General features: G+C 40.8%; 20 protein-coding genes, 1 tRNA gene and 1 pseudogene. 2 read left to right on the top strand and 20 right to left on the bottom strand.

Annotated elements, in window-relative coordinates; all coding sequences use genetic code 11:
* From cpu_RS07795 to cpu_RS07715, 19 genes are all read right to left on the bottom strand, one after another.
* Complete coding sequence (locus cpu_RS07795; protein ID WP_075859463.1) at window positions 1-1,542, bottom strand: acyl-CoA carboxylase subunit beta; 1,542 nt, start codon at window positions 1,540-1,542, stop codon at window positions 1-3.
* Window positions 1,532-1,942 carry a methylmalonyl-CoA epimerase gene (gene mce, locus cpu_RS07790; RefSeq protein ID WP_075859462.1) on the bottom strand — a complete coding sequence of 137 codons (411 nt, stop codon included), beginning with the start codon at window positions 1,940-1,942 and terminating at the stop codon, window positions 1,532-1,534. Before mce ends, cpu_RS07795 begins: the two co-directional genes overlap by 11 nt.
* A 1-nt stretch (window position 1,943) precedes the next feature.
* On the bottom strand, window positions 1,944-2,342 hold the full coding sequence (locus cpu_RS07785; RefSeq protein ID WP_075859461.1) for a cobalamin B12-binding domain-containing protein: 399 nt from the start codon (window positions 2,340-2,342) through the stop codon (window positions 1,944-1,946).
* A gap of 10 nt (window positions 2,343-2,352) precedes the next feature.
* A complete protein-coding gene (locus cpu_RS07780) occupies window positions 2,353-3,939 on the bottom strand; it encodes an acyl-CoA mutase large subunit family protein (RefSeq protein WP_077177248.1) in 1,587 nt (528 codons plus the stop codon).
* Between the two features lie 11 nt (window positions 3,940-3,950).
* Window positions 3,951-4,820, bottom strand: coding sequence for a succinate--CoA ligase subunit alpha (gene sucD, locus cpu_RS07775; protein ID WP_075859460.1), 870 nt, complete (start codon window positions 4,818-4,820; stop codon window positions 3,951-3,953).
* The gene (gene sucC / locus cpu_RS07770) at window positions 4,820-5,941 is read right to left on the bottom strand and encodes an ADP-forming succinate--CoA ligase subunit beta (RefSeq protein WP_075859459.1); all 1,122 of its coding nucleotides are present in this window, start codon (window positions 5,939-5,941) and stop codon (window positions 4,820-4,822) included. The genes sucD and sucC overlap by 1 nt, the downstream gene beginning before the upstream one ends.
* Window positions 5,942-6,100: 159 nt before the next feature.
* Entirely contained in the window at window positions 6,101-6,541 is a 441-nt protein-coding gene (locus cpu_RS07765; RefSeq protein WP_075859458.1) for a hypothetical protein, read from the bottom strand.
* Between the two features lie 78 nt (window positions 6,542-6,619).
* Complete coding sequence (locus cpu_RS07760; RefSeq protein WP_075859457.1) at window positions 6,620-6,979, bottom strand: helix-turn-helix domain-containing protein; 360 nt, start codon at window positions 6,977-6,979, stop codon at window positions 6,620-6,622.
* Window positions 6,948-8,426 (bottom strand): hypothetical protein, encoded by a 1,479-nt coding sequence (locus cpu_RS07755; protein ID WP_075859456.1) that lies wholly within the window; start codon window positions 8,424-8,426, stop codon window positions 6,948-6,950. Before cpu_RS07755 ends, cpu_RS07760 begins: the two co-directional genes overlap by 32 nt.
* A 236-nt stretch (window positions 8,427-8,662) precedes the next feature.
* Window positions 8,663-9,046: a secondary thiamine-phosphate synthase enzyme YjbQ gene (locus cpu_RS07750; protein ID WP_075859455.1), complete on the bottom strand. Its 384-nt coding sequence runs from the start codon at window positions 9,044-9,046 to the stop codon at window positions 8,663-8,665.
* Between the two features lie 2 nt (window positions 9,047-9,048).
* Window positions 9,049-9,966: a thioredoxin-disulfide reductase gene (trxB, locus tag cpu_RS07745; protein ID WP_075859454.1), complete on the bottom strand. Its 918-nt coding sequence runs from the start codon at window positions 9,964-9,966 to the stop codon at window positions 9,049-9,051.
* Window positions 9,967-10,041: 75 nt separating this feature from the next.
* Window positions 10,042-11,586 carry an HD-GYP domain-containing protein gene (locus tag cpu_RS07740; RefSeq protein WP_075859453.1) on the bottom strand — a complete coding sequence of 515 codons (1,545 nt, stop codon included), beginning with the start codon at window positions 11,584-11,586 and terminating at the stop codon, window positions 10,042-10,044.
* A complete protein-coding gene (locus cpu_RS13650) occupies window positions 11,544-11,720 on the bottom strand; it encodes a hypothetical protein (protein ID WP_159433988.1) in 177 nt (58 codons plus the stop codon). Before cpu_RS13650 ends, cpu_RS07740 begins: the two co-directional genes overlap by 43 nt.
* The gene (gene ltaE, locus cpu_RS07735; protein ID WP_075859452.1) at window positions 11,720-12,754 is read right to left on the bottom strand and encodes a low-specificity L-threonine aldolase; all 1,035 of its coding nucleotides are present in this window, start codon (window positions 12,752-12,754) and stop codon (window positions 11,720-11,722) included. The genes cpu_RS13650 and ltaE overlap by 1 nt, the downstream gene beginning before the upstream one ends.
* A 13-nt stretch (window positions 12,755-12,767) precedes the next feature.
* Window positions 12,768-13,151 carry a hypothetical protein gene (locus cpu_RS13800; protein ID WP_200800661.1) on the bottom strand — a complete coding sequence of 128 codons (384 nt, stop codon included), beginning with the start codon at window positions 13,149-13,151 and terminating at the stop codon, window positions 12,768-12,770.
* Window positions 13,141-13,719 carry a tRNA modification radical SAM protein MnmL/YtqA gene (gene mnmL / locus cpu_RS13795; protein ID WP_200800660.1) on the bottom strand — a complete coding sequence of 193 codons (579 nt, stop codon included), beginning with the start codon at window positions 13,717-13,719 and terminating at the stop codon, window positions 13,141-13,143. Before mnmL ends, cpu_RS13800 begins: the two co-directional genes overlap by 11 nt.
* Window positions 13,720-13,787: 68 nt before the next feature.
* Window positions 13,788-14,156 (bottom strand): hypothetical protein, encoded by a 369-nt coding sequence (locus tag cpu_RS07725; RefSeq protein WP_075859451.1) that lies wholly within the window; start codon window positions 14,154-14,156, stop codon window positions 13,788-13,790.
* 74 nt (window positions 14,157-14,230) lie between these two features.
* Entirely contained in the window at window positions 14,231-14,971 is a 741-nt protein-coding gene (locus cpu_RS07720) for an ABC transporter permease (protein WP_075859450.1), read from the bottom strand.
* Window positions 14,971-15,942 carry an ATP-binding cassette domain-containing protein gene (locus cpu_RS07715; protein WP_075859449.1) on the bottom strand — a complete coding sequence of 324 codons (972 nt, stop codon included), beginning with the start codon at window positions 15,940-15,942 and terminating at the stop codon, window positions 14,971-14,973. Before cpu_RS07715 ends, cpu_RS07720 begins: the two co-directional genes overlap by 1 nt.
* 529 nt (window positions 15,943-16,471) lie before the next feature.
* On the opposite strand from cpu_RS07715, the gene cpu_RS07710 reads away from it, so the two are divergent.
* A tRNA-Val gene (locus cpu_RS07710) sits at window positions 16,472-16,546 on the top strand.
* A gap of 127 nt (window positions 16,547-16,673) precedes the next feature.
* On the opposite strand, the pseudogene cpu_RS07700 reads toward cpu_RS07710, so the two are convergent.
* Window positions 16,674-17,365, bottom strand: a pseudogene (locus tag cpu_RS07700) (site-specific integrase).
* Window positions 17,366-17,605: 240 nt separating this feature from the next.
* On the opposite strand from cpu_RS07700, the gene cpu_RS13965 reads away from it, so the two are divergent.
* A partial coding sequence (locus cpu_RS13965) for a DUF6431 domain-containing protein (protein WP_234970216.1) occupies window positions 17,606-17,882 on the top strand: 277 nt, incomplete at its 3' end.

Genomic DNA, 17,882 nt, shown 5'->3' with positions numbered 1-17,882 from the left:
TTAAAAGGGAATATTTCCGTGTTTCTTCATTGGTCTTGACTCCCGCTTGGTACTGATGGCTTCTAAGGCCCTTATTAAGCGGTCCCGGGTCTCCCGGGGATCTATTACATCATCAATCATGCCTTTGGCCGCAGCCACATAGGGATTACAGAATTTTTCCCGGTACATGGCGGTTTTTTCCGCCCTAACTTTCACCGGATCCTCCGCCCGGGCTATTTCATCCCTGAAAATAATATTGGCTGCTCCTTCAGGCCCCATCACCGCAATTTCCGCCGTTGGCCAGGCAAAGGCAGCATCCGCTCCAAGAGAACGGCTACACATTGCCACATACGCTCCACCATAGGCTTTCCGTAAGATAACCGTAAGTTTGGGAACAGTAGCCTCCGAGTACGCATAGAGAATTTTGGCTCCATGCCGGATAATCCCGCCATACTCCTGATTGATTCCCGGTAAAAACCCTGGAACATCTACAAAGGTTAGAAGGGGAATATTAAAGCTATCGCAAAAACGCACAAAGCGGGCAATTTTATCGGAGGCATTGATATCCAAAGTACCCGCCAGGTACCGGGGTTGATTGGCCACAATTCCTACTACCCGTCCAGATAACCGGGCAAACCCAACCACAGCATTTTCCGCAAAGTATTTATGCACCTCAAAAAATTCACTATTATCGACAATTCTAATTATTACCTCCCGAACGTCATACTGACGGTTGGGGTCCTCCGGGACAATCCCAAGAAGTTCTTCCGCGGCATATAACGGTGGCATGGGAGTTCTGGGCAGGGGTTCTTCAAGGTTGTTTTGAGGTAAATATTCTAAAAGCTTTCTAACCATACTTAAAGTTTTTTCTTCGTTTTCCCCGACAAAATGGGCAACGCCGCTTATATGGTTGTGGGTCATTGCGCCTCCCAGTTCCTCGGGACTCACTTCTTCCCCGGTAACCGATTTTATGACCTGGGGTCCGGTGATAAACATCTGGCTGGTTTTATCCACCATAAAGATAAAGTCAGTTATGGCCGGAGAATAAACCGCTCCTCCCGCGCACGGCCCCATAATTACCGAAATCTGGGGAATTACTCCCGATGCCAGAGTATTGCGGTAGAAAATATTGCCATAGGCACTTAAGGAATAAACCCCTTCCTGAATCCTTGCTCCTCCGGAATCATTAAGGCCTATAAACGGAACACCCGCTTTCATTGCCAAATCCATTACTTTACAAATTTTAGCCGAATGAAGCTCCCCTAAAGAACCACCGTATACGGTAAAATCCTGGGAAAAGAGGTAGACGGTACGACCGTTTATCGTGCCGTAGCCGGTTACTACTCCTTCACCGTAATTTTCCATGTCCGTTTTGGAGAACTCCCCCTGTTCTCCCCGCACAAACATATCGAGCTCCACAAAGCTTCCGGGATCAAGTAAAAGGTTAATCCTCTCCCGGGCCGTCAATTTTCCTGATTCGTGCTGTCTTTTAATCCTTTTCTCACCGCCACCCAAGAGGGATTCCTTTTTTTTCTGATATAATTCCTGTAATTTATTTTCCATCGCCCACCACCTCGCAAAGTTCTATTAATACACCGTTTATTGACTTGGGATGTAAAAAGGCAATTTTTTTCCCATGGGCTCCTACCCGTGGTTTTTCATCGATTAAAGTAAAACCTTTTTCCTTAAATTCCGCTAATTTTTCCTCAATGTTTTCCACTAAAAAGGCAAGATGATGTACTCCTTCTCCTTTATTCATGAGAAACCTGGCAATGGTACTTTTCTCATCGGTGGGCATTAAAAGCTCTACATTGCTCTCTCCTACCGGCAAAAACGCCACTTTAACCTTTTGCTCTGGTACTTCCTCCATTCCCGCAACTTTAAAACCTAAAAGCTCAAAAGTTTTAATTGCCTTTTCTAAATTTGCAACCGCTATACCAAGATGGTCAATTTTTTTAAACATTTTATCCCTCCTTCCAGACCAATTCCTGGATTACTTTCACCACGTCAGCAGTTAAACTTCCAGGTCCAAAAATAGCTTTAATCCCCTTTTCCTTTAAATAAGCACGGTCTTCATGGGGAATAATCCCTCCCCCAATTACCGGAATATCGCCGCCTCCCATTTCTTTTAAGCATTCCACCACCCGGGGAAAAAGTTCATTATGAGCTCCCGAAAGGCAGGAAAGACCAACCACATCCACATCTTCCTCCACCGCTGCTTTAGCAATTTGTTCGGGTGTTTGGCGAATTCCGGTATAAATTACCTCCATACCCGCATCCCGCAGGGCCTGCGCTATAACCTTGGCTCCCCGGTCGTGGCCATCTAAACCCGGTTTGGCTATTAAGACCCGAATTTTTCGCATCGTAACCCCCCTAATCCTGGTGGTATTCACCAAAAACTTCCCGTAAAGCACCGCATATTTCCCCTAAGGTCGCATAAGCTTCTACCGCTTCTAAAATGGGGTAAATTAAATTATCTTTGCTTTGGGCAACTTCTCTAATGCGCTCTAAAGTTTTTTCCACCCGTTCGTTATCCCGGTTAGCTCTTAATTTTTGTAGTTTTTCTCGCTGGACTTTTTCAATTTCTGGATTCACCCTTAACAAATCTCGGGGAGGTTCTTCTTCAATAACAAAGCGATTAACTCCTATGACCGTTTTCTCACCCTTTTCAATCGCCCGCTGGTATTCGTAACTACTTTTCTCAATTTCCCGGCGCATAAAGCCATTTTTCACCGATTCTACCGCTCCGCCCATATCATCAATTTTTTGTAAATATTCCCAAACTTTTTCTTCAAGAGCATCGGTTAAGCTTTCCAGGTAATAGCTTCCTCCCAGCGGGTCAACCGTATCCGTTACTCCAATTTCATAAGCAATTACCTGCTGAGTTCTTAAGGCTAAAAGGGCTGATTCATCGGTAGGAAGACATAAGGCTTCGTCGTAGCTGTTGGTATGAAGCGACTGGGTACCGCCTAAAACTGCCATTAAAGCCTGGAAAGCCACGCGGAGGAGATTTACTTTAGGCTGCTGGGCAGTAAGGGTACAGCCAGCGGTTTGGGTATGAAAACGTAGTAGTAAACTCTTTGGATTTTGAGCACCAAAACGCTCTTTCATTATTTTGGCCCAAATTCTGCGAGCCGCCCGAAATTTGGCAATTTCTTCAAAAAAGTTTAAGTGGGCGTTAAAGAAAAAGGATAAACGGGGTGCAAATTCATCCACGGTCAATCCCGCTTTAATAGCCGCTTCAACGTATGCAATGCCGTTAGCAAGGGTAAAGGCAAGTTCCTGCACCGCTGTGGAGCCCGCTTCCCGGATGTGGTAGCCGGAAATACTGATAGTGTTCCATTTAGGTACTTCTTTTTTACAAAAAGCAAAAATGTCAGTAATAATGCGCATTGAAGGCTCCGGGGGAAAGATGTAGGTTCCCCGGGCCACGTACTCTTTTAAAATATCGTTTTGAATAGTACCGCTTAAATTTTGGGGGTCTATCCCTTGCTTTTTGGCAACGGCAATATACATGGCTAATAAAACCGCGGCCGGAGCATTGATGGTCATGCTGGTGCTCACTTTATCTAACGGTATCCCCGCAAAAAGCTCCTCCATGTCTAAAAGAGAATCCACTGCCACCCCTACTTTGCCCACTTCTCCCCGAGCCAATTCGTGGTCCGAGTCGTACCCTATCTGCGTCGGCAAATCAAAAGCCACCGATAACCCCATCTGCCCCTGCTCTAAAAGGTAGCGAAACCGGGCATTGGTCTCCCGGGCAGTGCCAAAACCCGCGTATTGGCGCATCGTCCATAGTTTACCACGATACATATTGGGTTGAATTCCGCGGGTATAGGGATACTGCCCCGGTTCACCGAGTTTTTCCTTGTAGTCAAATCCCAAGAAATCCTGAGGACCGTAAACGGTTTTGACCTCAATTCCCGAGTCCAAAACCACTTTTTTCTCTTCCTTCTCCATGCCACTCCCCCCTACTTGACCAGAGCAGATTTCATTAATACCGGCACTTCCCAGGGAACTTCGGCAATTAAAGCTCCAGCACTCCAAAGGGCATCTATTTTGCTTTGATAGGTTCCTCGCCCCCGTTCGATAATTGCCCCGGCATGCCCCATCCTTTTCCCTGGCGGAGCAGTTTTCCCAGCAATAAAGGCTACTACAGGTTTTTTTATATTTCTTATTATTTCCGCCGCTTCTTCCTCGGCCGTTCCCCCAATTTCACCCACCAGGACAATCCCCTCGGTTTCGGGGTCCTGATCAAACATTTCAATAACTTCCGCCAGAGATAAGCCCACTACCCGGTCGCCACCTAAACCAACTACTGTTGACTGGCCAAGCCCTGCCAGGGTCAATTCATAGGCAATCTGATAACTTAAAGTGCCGCTTCGGGCCACAATACCTACCGGTCCTTTTTGATAAATAGTGTTGGGCATAATGCCTACTTTAGCAATTCCCGGGGAAATAACCCCAAAGGTATTGGGACCAGCAATGGTAACTCCATACGCCTTGGCAATACTCATTATTTTTAAAGCATCTTTTAGGGGTACATGCTCGGTTATAATAACGATCGTCTTTATCCCGGCTTCTATCGCCTCAAAAGCCGCCTCCAGGACAAAAGGGGCTGGGATAAATAAGATCGAGGTATTGGCACCGGAATTTCGTACCGCTTCCACAACGGTATTAAAAACCGGTATGCCTAAAACCTCCGTTCCACCTTTACCGGGACTTACTCCGGCCACTACTTTGCTTCCATATTCCAACATTTTGCCCGCATGAAATCGCCCCTGATTTCCTGTTATCCCCTGGACGACAATCCTGGTTTCCTCGGTTACAATAATAGCCATTAATTGTCCCTCCCAACTCTGGAAAGCTCCACCGCTTTAATTACTGCTTCCCGCAAGGAAGAAAAGCTTTCCACTCCGGCCTCTTTTAGCATCGAAACTCCAATTTCTTCATTGGTTCCTACCAGCCTAATCACCACCGGCACCGAAATCTCCCGCTCATTCTTTACGGTCAGGTAAGCCTTCGCCACTTCATCACAACGGGTTATGCCACCAAAAATATTAATTAAAATAGCTTTGGGATTAGTGGAAAGTAAAAGGTCTAAAGCTTTTGCCATCTGCTCGGCATTAGCGCCACCACCGGCATCCATGAAATTTTTAGGTCGTCCCCCAAAATAAGCAATTAAATCTAAAGTAGCCATGGTTATTCCGGCTCCGTTAGCCATTACTGCTATATCCCCATCCAGTTCTACGTATGATACGCCAATTTCCTCGGCTCTCTTTTCCAGAAGCGTTTTCTCTTCATTAAAAGGAAGATCCGAAGGCCAGCGAAAACGAGCATCATCATCGACAGTCATTTTGCCATCGGCGGCGATAAGCTTGCCTCGGGAAACCACCAGCGGATTTATCTCCAAAAGTTCCGCTTCGTAAGCCTGGAAAATTTCGTACATCTTCTTTAATAAAGCGGTCAACTGTTCTGCTAAATCCCCGGCCAGTCCAAGTTTTTGAGCGGTAATATTGGCATGGTAATTTCGCAGACCAATTAAGGGATCAATAGGTAGTTTTAAAATTTGTTCTTCTAAAACTTCTTCAATATCCACACCTCCAGCCTGTGATGCTATTAAGACCGGTTTTTTTATCCGACCGTCTACAAACAAAGATAAGTATAGTTCCTGCTCAATAGGAATTTTTTCTTCTATTAAAATTGCCTTTACTTTTTCTCCTTTGATGGTCATGTTGAAGATATTCTGGGCTAAACTTATCCCTTCAGCGGGTGTAGTAAAGAGCTTTACCCCGCCGGCTTTTCCTCGCCCCCCGGTTAACACTTGCGCTTTTACCACCCCCTCCCCCATCCTTTCAATAAAGTTTCGGGCCTGGTCTAAAGTTAAAAACACTTCCCCTTGAGGCACATTAACCCCAAACTTTCCCAAAATTTTTTTCACCTGATACTCAAATAGTTTCACGTACTGCCCCCCCTGATAAAAGATTTTAGTTTTAAAAATTAAAAATCTACTTTGTATACACTATACAATTTAAGTATTTTTTACTAATATTATATATATTCTTAATTTTCTTATTTTTCTTTTTGTTTTTTCATTTTCCTGCTAGGTGAAAAAAATAACTTATTCTCTTAAGCTTATTTCCTGACGTAAAACTTTTGCCCTAATTAAAGAGGATGTGGCAGTTTTAGTCGAACACGCTAAATAAAAAGATTTACCACAATTCAATCTAAGCATTGCTTTTTTCCCGCCACAAAACATTATTTCATCCAGTGAAAAGTAGGCATAACAAAAATCCCCTGGAAACAAACGTTTTCTAAATTTAAAAGGTACAAAGATTCGTCTACCAACTATTAAGGGCACCGGTTCGCCCAAATTTTTTGCCTGACTCCTTAAAGCTTTAAAATCAACAAAGTAATACCATAAAACCTCCCTGCGAAAACTTTTAATACTCTTTGCCTGAAAGATTTCCCGGCCATCTTTCGTGATAACCATTGTTCCTTCCCCTACTCCCGGTTTTAGGTAGGGATAAAAACCAATTATTTCGTTAAATTTAAGTGACATAAAAACACCTCCCGCTGACCAAATTAAAAGCGGCCAGGGGAGGTGTAGGGGTAGGTAGCGGGGAGTTTTGGGGGGAGGTTAGAGGAAAGGAAAGTTTAAATTCACCTCTTTCTTTATTTGATACCCCAAACCTTTATGGCAGTGAATAATATCTCCCAAACCCAGCATTTTTAGCTTCCTTCTTAAATTTTTTAAATGCCATTTTAAGCTTTCTTCACTAACTCCCACGGGGTCTTGAAAAATCCTTTCCAGAATAATTTCTTTGGTGACTATCTGGCCACGATTTTGCCAGAGCAAAAAAAACAGGCGATATTCGGTAGCAGTTAATTGGCTTTTTAAATCAAGGATTGGAGTTTCCAAATAACGCTGGTACTGTTCGTAAAAAGTCATCTCTGGCTTTCGTTTATTATACTTGATAATAATTCTGTCGTCCTGCAAAACTCTCAGGCCCTCCTTCTAAGAAGGTTAAAAGTAATTTTTTTACTTCTGGATCGTTAGCATTTTTTTGCACAAAAGAAGGTTTTTTTTCTGAAAAGCCAAAGACCACTAAGTTTTCCGGTTTTAAAGCAGTAATTAAAGCGGGATTTTGGGTAAAGATTAAGGTTTGCTTTCGGCGCTCTTTTAAAACTGGTATGAGCCAGCGGGTTATTTTATAGGAGTCCATAGCCCTTTCGGGATAGTATATCGCCAGCGTTTTTGTCTCGAAAAGCAAATAAAGAATCAGCGTAACCAGGTTTTGGAGTTCCGGCTCGCTCATACTTAGCTCTTCTTTACTATCTTTAAGGATAAGTTTAACCCTTTCGCCTAAAACGAGGCTTTTTAAAAATACCCGGTCCTGAAGAGTCAGGCGTCCCCTTAACCAGTACAAAAGATCCGCAAAACTTTCAAACTCAGGCTGCTTTTCCATTTCCGGGTGATTTAAAAGGCGAATAAGTCTTTTTGGGGATATCTGGTCACAGAGAGGCCAAAGTTTTTTCTTTAATGATGGGGTAGCGCTTTTAAAAAGTTTTTCTAAATACAAGCAGTATTCTCGATTATCTCCATCAATTAAAATTTGATACGTAAAAAAATTTAGCTCTTCAGGAATATTATCCTTCAACTTATTTAACAGAAACTCTAGATACTCTTTTTGTTTTTTCGAAAGGGTCCTTTTTAACTTGACTTTATGGCGCAAAAGCTCTTTTAATTCTAAATAGCCAAGGGTTCGTTCGGTTAAAAGCTTTTCCCGCTGTAAGTATGTTTCCAGTAGGTTTTCCTGTTCTTCCAGCCATTTTAAGAGGTCGTCTTCCAGCTTTTCCTCCTTAAAGGTAATTAATTGCATTAGTTCATCCTTTAATTGCCTTAGCTTTTCTCCTATATCCAAAACTTTTTCTTCACTCCAAAAACCTTCCTGACTAAACTCCGCAAGAGTCACTGAAAATCTTTCCAGTTGCCAGAAAAACCGCTCAAACTCTTTTTGTATCCGTATCTTAAAAATTTCTTGCTTTTCCTGCTCCTTTAAGTGCTCCTTTAAAAGTTTTAATTTTTCAGTATCCAGCTCATGGTTTGCAACCGCCGGTAGTTTTAATAAAGTTTCTTTAAGCTCCTTCAACTCAAGATCTTTCCTCAGGATTTTTTGGTTTAAATCAGAAAGAAGTTCAAGAATGTTCCTGAACTCATTTTTTTCGCGCCAAAACTCTTTTTCCAAAAAATCATTAAGATACGTTTCAGGATTAATAGTGTAGAGTTCATCGTAAGTCACCGCTACCGTTTCTTCGTCCTCTTTTACTTTTTCAAAGGCCCGCTTTAATCCAAGATAATACGGCCCACAAAAAACATTTACTTTAGGCATAAGTTTAATCGCAAAAAACTCTTGCTGGCTTGAATATACTTGTAAATATTCCATCACCATCCCCCCTTAATTTTATAGTACATATGTTCGATTGAAAAGTAAAGAGCTTTCTGTTAAAACTTTCTAACTACCATTTACACTTAATTTTTTACCATTCACCGACTTTTACTGTTTAAGGCTTACGTTTTTTGGTTATACTTATAGCAAAGCCTAATCTCCTCTCCCTTTTCTCTATATATATTTTAAAGCCGCAAGACTTAACATCTTGCGGCTTTCCTTATTTACTTTCTTTAGAGTACGGTTAGATAAACTTTTCGCTCCCGGGGACCATCAAACTCGGCAAAGTAAATCCCCTGCCAGGTTCCAAGAACTGGTTTACCTTTTTCCAGCGGAATTGAAAGCGACACCCCAATTAAAGATGAGAGTACATGCGCTGGAGAATTACCTTCTAAATGCCTAAAAGGAAGTTTGGGTACCGCTTGCTCCAGATAAGCTTCTAAATCCCTTTTGACGTCCGGGTCCGCATTTTCATTAATTAATACCCCGGCTGTAGTGTGGGGAACATAAATTAACACTGCTTTTGCTTCGGGATAATTTCTAGTAAACTCGAAAACTTTTGCAGTAATCTCAATTAACTCAATTTTTTTAGAGCTTTTAAGCCTTACTACTTCCATATCTACTTATTTTCCTCCAGATACTTTTCTGCCGAAACTGCCGCCTGGGCACCGTCCGCTACCGCAGTCACCACCTGGCGCAGGTCTTTTACCCGGACATCCCCGGCAGCAAAAAGCCCGGGAATGGCGGTAGCCATTTTATCATCGGTTTTAATATAACCGTTTTCTAATTCTAAAAGGCCTTCTAAAAAGGCGGTATTGGGTTTTAAACCCACATAAATAAATACTCCGTCTATTGGGATTTCAGATTTTTCACCGGTCTTTACATTTTTCACCACAACTTTTTCAACTTTTCTTTCCCCGGCAATTTCTTCCACTACTGTATTTAAAACAAATTCTATCTTGGGATTGGCTTTGGCTCTTTCCTGAATAACCTTCGCCGCTCGAAAACCTTCGCGCCGGTGAATAAGGTAAACTTTTTCCACCAATTTTGTAAGATAAATTGCCTCTTCTAAGGCCGAATCCCCGCCACCGACTACTGCTACCGTTTTTCCCCTGAAGAAATTACCATCACAGGTAGCACAGTAGGAAACACCCCGGCCGCGAAACTCTTTTTCCCCGGGAACATTTAATTCTTTAGGCTCGGCGCCGGTAGCGACGATAATCGTTTTGGCATTAATATCGCCAATAGTAGTAGCTAGGTTAAAAATCCCATTTTCTTTTTTAATACTCATCACATCGGCATTTTTAAATTCAGCACCAAATTTTTCGGCTTGCCGTTGCATGTGGACCATCAGCTCAAAACCGCCAATACCGTCCTCAAAACCCGGATAATTTTCAATCCATTCGGTAGTAGCGGCCTGTCCCCCGGGAACACCCCGTTCTAAGATTAGAGGATTTAGGGCAGCCCTCGCTCCATATATTGCCGCAGCTAGCCCCGCCGGGCCTCCGCCGATAATCACCAGTTCTCTTGTTTCCATAAAGTCACGCTCCTTAGTTAAGGTTTTTATTTACAAAAATAAATTAATACTATTTTATTTTTTCGTCAATACTTATTATAGCAAACCACGCCGACGTAAGCTAATTTGGTATTTAAGTAATGTGCTTATAAGCCTATCCCTTTGTTTTTCTTCCACCTCTTCAAATTTTACAAGATAAGTCTCACTGATAGCAGTCTTAGGAGTTTCTATGATTATACCATTAAAGCCAAAATATTGTTCTTCCTCCTCAACATTTAAACTAAATAAAACTGTTACTTGGGTATTTAGTTTCAAAACGATCCCATTTTCTTTTAACTTATTTTTATCAACTACAAATCTTAAGCCATTGCCTCCAAGTTCAATTATTAGTATTTGCACTTTATTACTTCCTATTACTAAAAGACCTCCCCGGGAAACAGGCAATGAGACAAACTGTTCTGGAACTACAAATTCTGGAGTTTCCAGAATATCAAAAACCACCGTTTGATTATATACATTATAAAATTGCAAATGTCCCCGCACATGCGAAGACATTCCTTTATCCTGAAAGTACAAAGAAAGAGGCATATCATAAACTTTTTTAATATCTAAAGTTAACGGGTAATAAAGTTTAATATATAACTTATTTGATTTTTCAGCTTTGTACGAAACCCTACCATCAAAATATTGATTTCCTGCCGCTAAAATTACTTTACTGAATAACTTAGGTAAATCGGGAGTTTTATATTTAAGAGGATTTAAAAGCCTAGTTTTCCTGAAACCGGAAATAAAAGCTTCTACTAAATAAGGATCAAACTGCTTTCCTTTATTATTTACCAGTTCCTCTAAAGCTTCATCATAACCCATAGAAACTTTATAAACCCGCTCACTGATCATAGCCTCAAAACTATCAGCAATTGCTAATATTCGTGAATAAAGGGGAATTTCCTCTCCACTTAATCCTTTCGGATATCCTTTACCGTCAAAACGTTCGTGATGGTATAAAATCACTTCAGCAACTTCACCAAAAAGCGGGAAGTTTTTTAAAAGTTCATAACCAAATTCTGAATGCTTTTGCATTTTTCTTTTCATTTCTTCACTATACTTACCAATGTGTTGCAAGACAATATCTGGAACCATTATTTTCCCGATATCATGTACTGCTGCGGCAATTTGTAAAATTAACCGTTCGCTTTCATCCAGTCCAATTTCACCGGCAATAAGATCAGCATACTCTACTACCCTTTCCATATGTCCGCGAACCAATGGCTCTTTTTCCTCTAATATTTTGTTAAACATAATAATTATTTCAAAGATTAAGTTATAAAATTGTTCAATATACAAAAAATTTTTAAGTTCGTTTACGTTAAGAGCAACAAAGTGAGGATTTAGATCTTTAATGTATCCAATAATTAGTATGTTTTGCGTATTTTCTTCAACTAAAACTGGTATAACTTGCAATGCTTCAATTAGTTTTAATTCGGGAAAATTACTTATTATTTCTTCTTGTTTTAATATTTTGGGTTGATCTAATCTTATAATCCACTCGAGGTTTTCGGTAATTAAGTTAGCATTTAATTTTTCACTAATCTCCTTTTTTACATCAAAAGAAACATTTCCAGCGAATTCACTGAACCGCACATAAATTTTTTATCGGCACTGATCTCAATTAGCAAAATAAAGGCACCGTTTTGTTCTACTAATACATCTTGAAATTTATTGCTTAATCGTCCAATGTACTCCCCGTAACTTCCAATTATTTTCTTTAAATTCATTACCGTTCCCCTGCCTGCACAGTTTTAGATAAAATTGTTATAAATTTATCAATATCATTCCCGGTAACATCTTTATGGGTCACAAAGCGAAAGAAGCCGTTTGCTGGAGGGTTGATTTTAATCCCTGCTTGGAGCAGTTTAGCCGGTAAGTTTTCAAAATTAAGATTAGGCTTAGCTTTAGCCCACACCATGTTAATCTGCACCTTTTTTAAATCCACTTCAAAGCCAAGGTCAATTAACTTTTGGGCAAGATACCGGGCATTTTCATGATCTTCCCGTAATCTCCCGGTCATCTCCTTGAGAGCTACTAACCCTGCTGCCGCTAATATCCCCGCTTGCCGCATACCACCTCCCAGGAGTTTTCGGTTTTTCCGGGCTTTTTCAATAAATTCCCGGCTTCCAGCCAGGATAGAACCAACCGGTGCTGCGAGCCCTTTGGAAAGGCAGAACATGACCGAGTCAGAAAAGCTTGCTATTTCCCGGGCATCTACCCCGAGATAAATTGCAGCATTAAAAATTCTTGCCCCGTCTAAATGAATTTTTAAACCGTGCCTTCTGGCCAATTCCCGGATTTTTTCCATATAAGTAGTGGAAACCACTTCCCCGCTACTGTAAGCATTCTCCAGGCAAATAAGGGAAGTTCTCGGCATGTGGATATCGTTGGGTCTTATGGCCGCTTTTACTTCCTCTAAGTCCATCATGCCAGCATTTGTTTTAAGTCCCCGAAGCTGCACCCCGGATAATACCGCCGGTGCCCCTACTTCATATTTAAAAATATGGCAATCTTCCCCCAGAATCACTTCGTCCCCCCGCTGGGTATGGGTCATAATCGCCAGTTGATTTCCCATAGTACCGCTGGGAACAAAAAGGGCAGCTTCCTTGCCGATTCTATAAGCGGCAAACTCTTCTAGTTCCCGGACCGTTGGGTCATCGCCATAAACATCATCCCCCACTTCCGCCGCATACATAGCTTCTCGCATTTTGAGCGTAGGAGTGGTTACCGTATCACTGCGCAAATCAATATACCTATCCATAGGACCTCCTTATTTATCTCAAAAACTTTTGCACCGCTTTACCGTTTAAATAATCGCATTTTGCTCCCTGCCGGGTATCCCTTTTTTCCAACTCTTCCTCTATTAAATGTTTTATTTTCCACCAGCTTACCCCCCAGTTGGAAAAGAGAACCCCTTCATCGGGACCTTTTCCAATTAACCTTTGCACCACCACTTCCGGACTTAAATACTCTAAAAAAGTTACCACCCACTGAACATATTCCTCTAAAGGAATAATCTCAATTTTCCCCTCGCGGTACATATCCCCCAAAACCGTTTTCTCAGGAATAAAAAGGGTATGGAGCTTTACAAAATCTATCTTTAGAGCTGACATAATCTTAGCATTTTCAATAACATCGGCTAACGTTTCACCTGGCAAGTTTAAAATTAAGTGAGTCGTAACATTTAAGCCAAATTTTTTTTATGCGTAATGCCGCGTCAATAAATTCGGCTAAGGTATGGCCCCGGTTTATTGCAATTAAGTTTTTATAGTTAACCGTCTGCAAACCAAGTTCAACATCTACTTCAATATTTTTTTTATTTTTTACCTCCGTCAGCACCTTCAAGTAGTTATCGTTTACCGCATCGGGCCGGGTAGAAACGGAAAGGCCGACTATATCGCTGTTCTCCACTGCCGCAAGGATATAATCCTGAAAAACCGTAAGCGGGTGATAGGTATTGGTATAGGCCTGAAAATAGACGATAAATTTTTCTGCTTTAAATTTATCCCGAAAATATTTTTTCAACTCTTCTACTTTTTGGGAAATCGCCACAGCATCAGGTAAGCAAACAAACCCTCCGGGAGAATCTTCACAAAAAGTACAGCCCCCGATTCCTACCGTTCCGTCCCGGTTAGGGCAGGTGTGGGGGATATTTACCGGGATTTTATAAACCTTACCGCCAAATTTCTCCTTTAAATACCGGGTATAGGAATAATACCTTTCCATTGTTTTCACCTTTTTTCTTTCTATCTTAACAAATCTTACATAAAAAATAAAACCCCCTTTACCGGGGGCTAAAAAGCTTTTAATTCTAATAGTTTTAAGCGGTTTTCATACTCGGCAAGCTTTTTATCAAACTTAGCAAGACTTTCTTCTAACTGCCTGGTCACCAGCAGCACCCGTTCTTGATTGGCTTTTACCTCAATTAATTGCTGCTGAATAGTTTCCACGTATTGTAAGCCAGAAGTCAACTGGCGGCTTATTTCCTCAATCCTGTTAAAAGCCAGTTCATCCCGAAACTTAAGCTCCGTAATAGCAGTAAGGCCCTGCCGCACTTCTAGGGATAAATCGGCAATCTGGCGGCTGTTGTCGGCAACTCCTTCGGCCACAAGCTGCACCAGGCGCTTAAACTCTTCTATCATGACACCAGTTTGCTCGTCCAAACCTATCCCTCCAGCTTAAGGCTATTAAGTTATATTCAACAAAAAATAGTTTTTTCCTGCTTTACTCAATTTTTTTAACCGTCTTTTTTAAAAAGTATTATTCCCAAGAATAAAAACATTATCAAAAAAACAGTCATCACTAAAACATCGGTAATAAGAGAGTATTCATGATAGGGAAGAAACACATGCTTTAAAAGGTCAATCCCGTAGGCCAAAGGATCAATAGAAGCCAAAGCTGAGAGCCAATTTGGAACCCCTTTTAAAGGATAAATCGCTCCACTTAAGAAAAATAAAGGCATTACGATAAAGTTCGAGATAAATTGAAACCCCTGCATTGACTGCATCCGGGCAGCTATGACAATTCCCAGGGCCGCCATGGTAAGGGCAATAAAATACATAGTAAAAAAGGCTTTTACGACCATGGAAAAAGTAAGATTTATCCCTACCGCTGGAGCAAAAATTAAAATAATCGTGCCCTGGATAACCGAAGTAGTAGCCCCACCTAAAGCTTTACCTAAAACGATACTCTCCCGGGAAGCGGGAGATACCAAGACCTCTTTTAAAAAGCCAAACTCCCGGTCCCAAACAATGGAAATTGACGAAAATACCGCCGAAAACAATACGGTCATACCCACAATTCCTGGAAAAATAAAAGTACGGTAGTTAACTCCATCAGGCCCCGTAAAAGCTGCACTCATGCCACCGCCCATCACAAAAAGCCAAATAGCTGGCTGCACTACGGAAGTAATTATCCGTACCTTTTCCCGGAAATAACGGATAAGTTCCCGATAAAAAATAGCCCAAAGAGCTGCCATTACTGCCACCTCCTGCGCCGATGAAAGGCCGGGGCTTTACCATTGGTTATAACCTCATCTCTAAGTTCCCGTCCGGTAAGCTTAAGGAAAACATCGTCTAAAGTAGGCTTCTTTAAAGAAACAGAAGTAACTGGATACGGCAGTTCCTTTAATAATTGCGGAATAAAAGTTTCGGCATCGGTAACTTCCACCACTACCTGATTTTTTATAAGCTTGGCCTCCAAGTTAAACTTTTCTTTGATAAAGATAATAATCCCCGACGCTTCCATGGAATTTATGTAAACAATATTGTTGCCCACCATTTTCTTTAAATTCTGGGGCGTATCTAAAGCAATTATCCTCCCCTGGTCAATTACCGCAATACGGTCACAGTTTTCCGCTTCATCCATGTAATGGGTGGTAAGAAAAATTGTAATGCCCTTTTCTTTACGGATTTTATGAATATAATCCCAGATATGGGCCCGAGTTTGAGGGTCAAGGCCAATAGTAGGCTCGTCAAGAAAAAGAATTTTTGGATGGTGTAAAAGCCCCCGGGCAATTTCCAGCCGCCGCTTCATCCCCCCGGAAAAGGTCTGAACTAAGCTATCTTTTCTTTCATATAGCTCCACCATTTTAAGCACCATTTCAATTCGCTCCCGGCGCTCTCGGGTAGGGATATTATAAATTAACGCGTGAAACCAGAGGTTTTCGTAAGCCGTTAAGTTTCGGTCCAGCGTAGGATCCTGAAACACTAGGCCAATATTCTGCCGCACTTTATCCTTTTCCCGCCATAAATCAAAGCCCGCTACATGCCCCTTGCCTCCGTCGGGCTTTAAAATCGTACAAAGCATGGAAATCGTAGTAGTTTTTCCCGCCCCATTGGGTCCTAAAAAACCAAAGACCTCACCTTCATAAACGGTAAGGTCTACCCCCTTTACCGCTTCAACCTCTTTAAAACGCTTGGTAAGGCCGGTAACTTCTATAGCCGCCATCGCCATTCCCCCGAAATCTTAGATTTCCTGTAAAAATCCTTTAAAAATATCCAAGGCTTCCGTATTTAAGCTTTCATCTAAAATTTTTATTTTTACAATTTCTTTAGGATAAACATGTAAGTGGTATAACCTTTTTAGCAAGAGCTATAATAAAGTCAATCTCCCCATTTTTTAATTGTAATTTTAAAAAGTTAGAACTCTCAAGGTAATCCTCAGTCCTTTATGCCACAATACTATTTATTCTTGGAGTAAGCCAGGTAAGATTCTGGGCATCGGTAAAAAATATATCGACATCTTTACTTACCCGGTGCTTGAAATAATAATTAAGGGCACTTTCCCTACCAAAACTCCAACCGTTTTACCAACGTCCGGTAATATTTGAGAAGCTCTTTTTCCGAAAGATTATGTTTAATTAAAACATCAAAATCACCTGCACTTTTTCTTAATTTTACCATACCCCTCCAGGGTTTGGAAGATTGGAATGATTGACACCAGGAAAGGTCCGTGCTAAAATTATTTAAGGAAAATCGGGCGCGTAGCTCAGCGGGAGAGCGCTTGACTCACATTCAAGAGGTCGCAGGTTCGAAACCTGCCGCGCCCACCATTTATTTTCAAGGCTTTCAGGCTTTTTGCGAATCGAACATCTTCTCTTGTTTTTGTATTTGTCTGCAATTGTCTGCAATTGTTCTTAGTCAGTAACATTTTTAACACCACTATTTTAATCTACATATTTATCTTTCTGAGTCTGCATTTCCACTGCAGACCTTTTCTCTTTTATACGCAGTATAAATAGAACCTACAACATTTCTCAAACTCTCATCTATACTGAGATTTCGATGTACATAGTATTTAAATGTGGTATTTAAACTTGCATGCCCCAGCAGTTCCTGCAGTGCTTTTACATTTGAAGATACATTGAGAAAATTTGTAGCAAAAGCGTGACGAAAATCATGACAGCTAAATTTGGGAAGATTAAGATCTCTTTTTTGATTTTGTTTAAATCTCTTCGAACGTTGCTTTCAAGAATCGCATTCCCATATTTTGTCGCAAAAACAAATCCCTCATCTTTATACTTATCACGATATTTCATTTTATCTATCAATTGTTGTTTTTTCCTCTTTTTTAATAATTCAATTAATTCATCTGATATAAAAACTGTCCGAATACTGCTGGGCGTTTTTGGTTCTTTTTGAATCCTTTTTCTCCCTATTACTTGGCCAGTTGCATCAAATTCCAGAACATCCTGAATATTTTCTTCAATGTAAATTATCTTCTTATTAAAATCAATATTATCCCACTTTAAAGCTAAAGCCTCGCCTCTTCTTATACCTGTTTCAGCAAGCAGTAAATAAAAATCATAGAAATTACTTTTTCTTTCTTTTGCTCTTTCAAGTACTCTTAAAATATTTTCTCCTGAAATCACCTAACGTTTTTGGTTTATTTTGACCACTTCACGTTTTTCCACAGGAAGTTCTATAAACTTCGCAGGATTCTTTTGAATAACATCATTCATAATTGCATACTCCAGAGCACCACTGTTATTTAGCAAATTATCTTCTCCAAAGCCCTCGGAAATTTTTCAAAATAAAACAGCGGCTTAACCTTTTTAGACCCCAAATATTTTGCTATAATTTTTGCAAAATATTTGGGGTGATTTATTTTGATGATTTTTTATGATTTTGGCTTATCTGTTCGAGAATATGCCCGTCGGGGCAAAAAGAATGATTTTCCCGAGGTTGACATTTGCCCGCATTGTAAAGGGCATATTAGGCTGTTACGGCACGGGTTTTATTTTAGATATGCAATCACTAATAATAACCCTTTTTTCATCCCTATCTGCCGTTTGAAATGTCCTTCCTGTGGTAAAACCGTCTCAATAATCCCTTCTTTCTTACTTCCGTATTTTCAGCATTCTGTAGCTACTATTTTGATAAAACTTA

Origin of the sequence: Carboxydothermus pertinax, from assembly GCF_001950255.1 — a bacterium.
In the GTDB taxonomy this organism is placed as follows: Bacteria; Bacillota; Z-2901; order Carboxydothermales; family Carboxydothermaceae; genus Carboxydothermus; species Carboxydothermus pertinax.
Note: the sequence above shows the minus strand (reverse complement) of the source record. Positions and strands in the feature narration are given on the sequence as shown.

Excerpts from the sequence above, each read along its gene's own strand:
- cpu_RS07795 (WP_075859463.1), bottom strand. The coding sequence starts at position 1,542 with ATGGAAAATAAATTACAGGAATTATATCAGAAAAAAAAGGAATCCCTC.
- mce (WP_075859462.1), bottom strand. The coding sequence starts at position 1,942 with ATGTTTAAAAAAATTGACCATCTTGGTATAGCGGTTGCAAATTTAGAA.
- cpu_RS07785 (WP_075859461.1), bottom strand. The coding sequence starts at position 2,342 with ATGCGAAAAATTCGGGTCTTAATAGCCAAACCGGGTTTAGATGGCCAC.
- cpu_RS07780 (WP_077177248.1), bottom strand. The coding sequence starts at position 3,939 with ATGGAGAAGGAAGAGAAAAAAGTGGTTTTGGACTCGGGAATTGAGGTC.
- sucD (WP_075859460.1), bottom strand. The coding sequence starts at position 4,820 with ATGGCTATTATTGTAACCGAGGAAACCAGGATTGTCGTCCAGGGGATA.
- cpu_RS07765 (WP_075859458.1), bottom strand. The coding sequence starts at position 6,541 with ATGTCACTTAAATTTAACGAAATAATTGGTTTTTATCCCTACCTAAAA.
- cpu_RS07755 (WP_075859456.1), bottom strand. The coding sequence starts at position 8,426 with ATGGAATATTTACAAGTATATTCAAGCCAGCAAGAGTTTTTTGCGATT.
- cpu_RS07750 (WP_075859455.1), bottom strand. The coding sequence starts at position 9,046 with ATGGAAGTAGTAAGGCTTAAAAGCTCTAAAAAAATTGAGTTAATTGAG.
- trxB (WP_075859454.1), bottom strand. The coding sequence starts at position 9,966 with ATGGAAACAAGAGAACTGGTGATTATCGGCGGAGGCCCGGCGGGGCTA.
- cpu_RS13650 (WP_159433988.1), bottom strand. The coding sequence starts at position 11,720 with ATGAATTTAAAGAAAATAATTGGAAGTTACGGGGAGTACATTGGACGA.
- ltaE (WP_075859452.1), bottom strand. The coding sequence starts at position 12,754 with ATGGATAGGTATATTGATTTGCGCAGTGATACGGTAACCACTCCTACG.
- mnmL (WP_200800660.1), bottom strand. The coding sequence starts at position 13,719 with ATGGAAAGGTATTATTCCTATACCCGGTATTTAAAGGAGAAATTTGGC.
- cpu_RS07720 (WP_075859450.1), bottom strand. The coding sequence starts at position 14,971 with ATGGCAGCTCTTTGGGCTATTTTTTATCGGGAACTTATCCGTTATTTC.
- cpu_RS07715 (WP_075859449.1), bottom strand. The coding sequence starts at position 15,942 with ATGGCGGCTATAGAAGTTACCGGCCTTACCAAGCGTTTTAAAGAGGTT.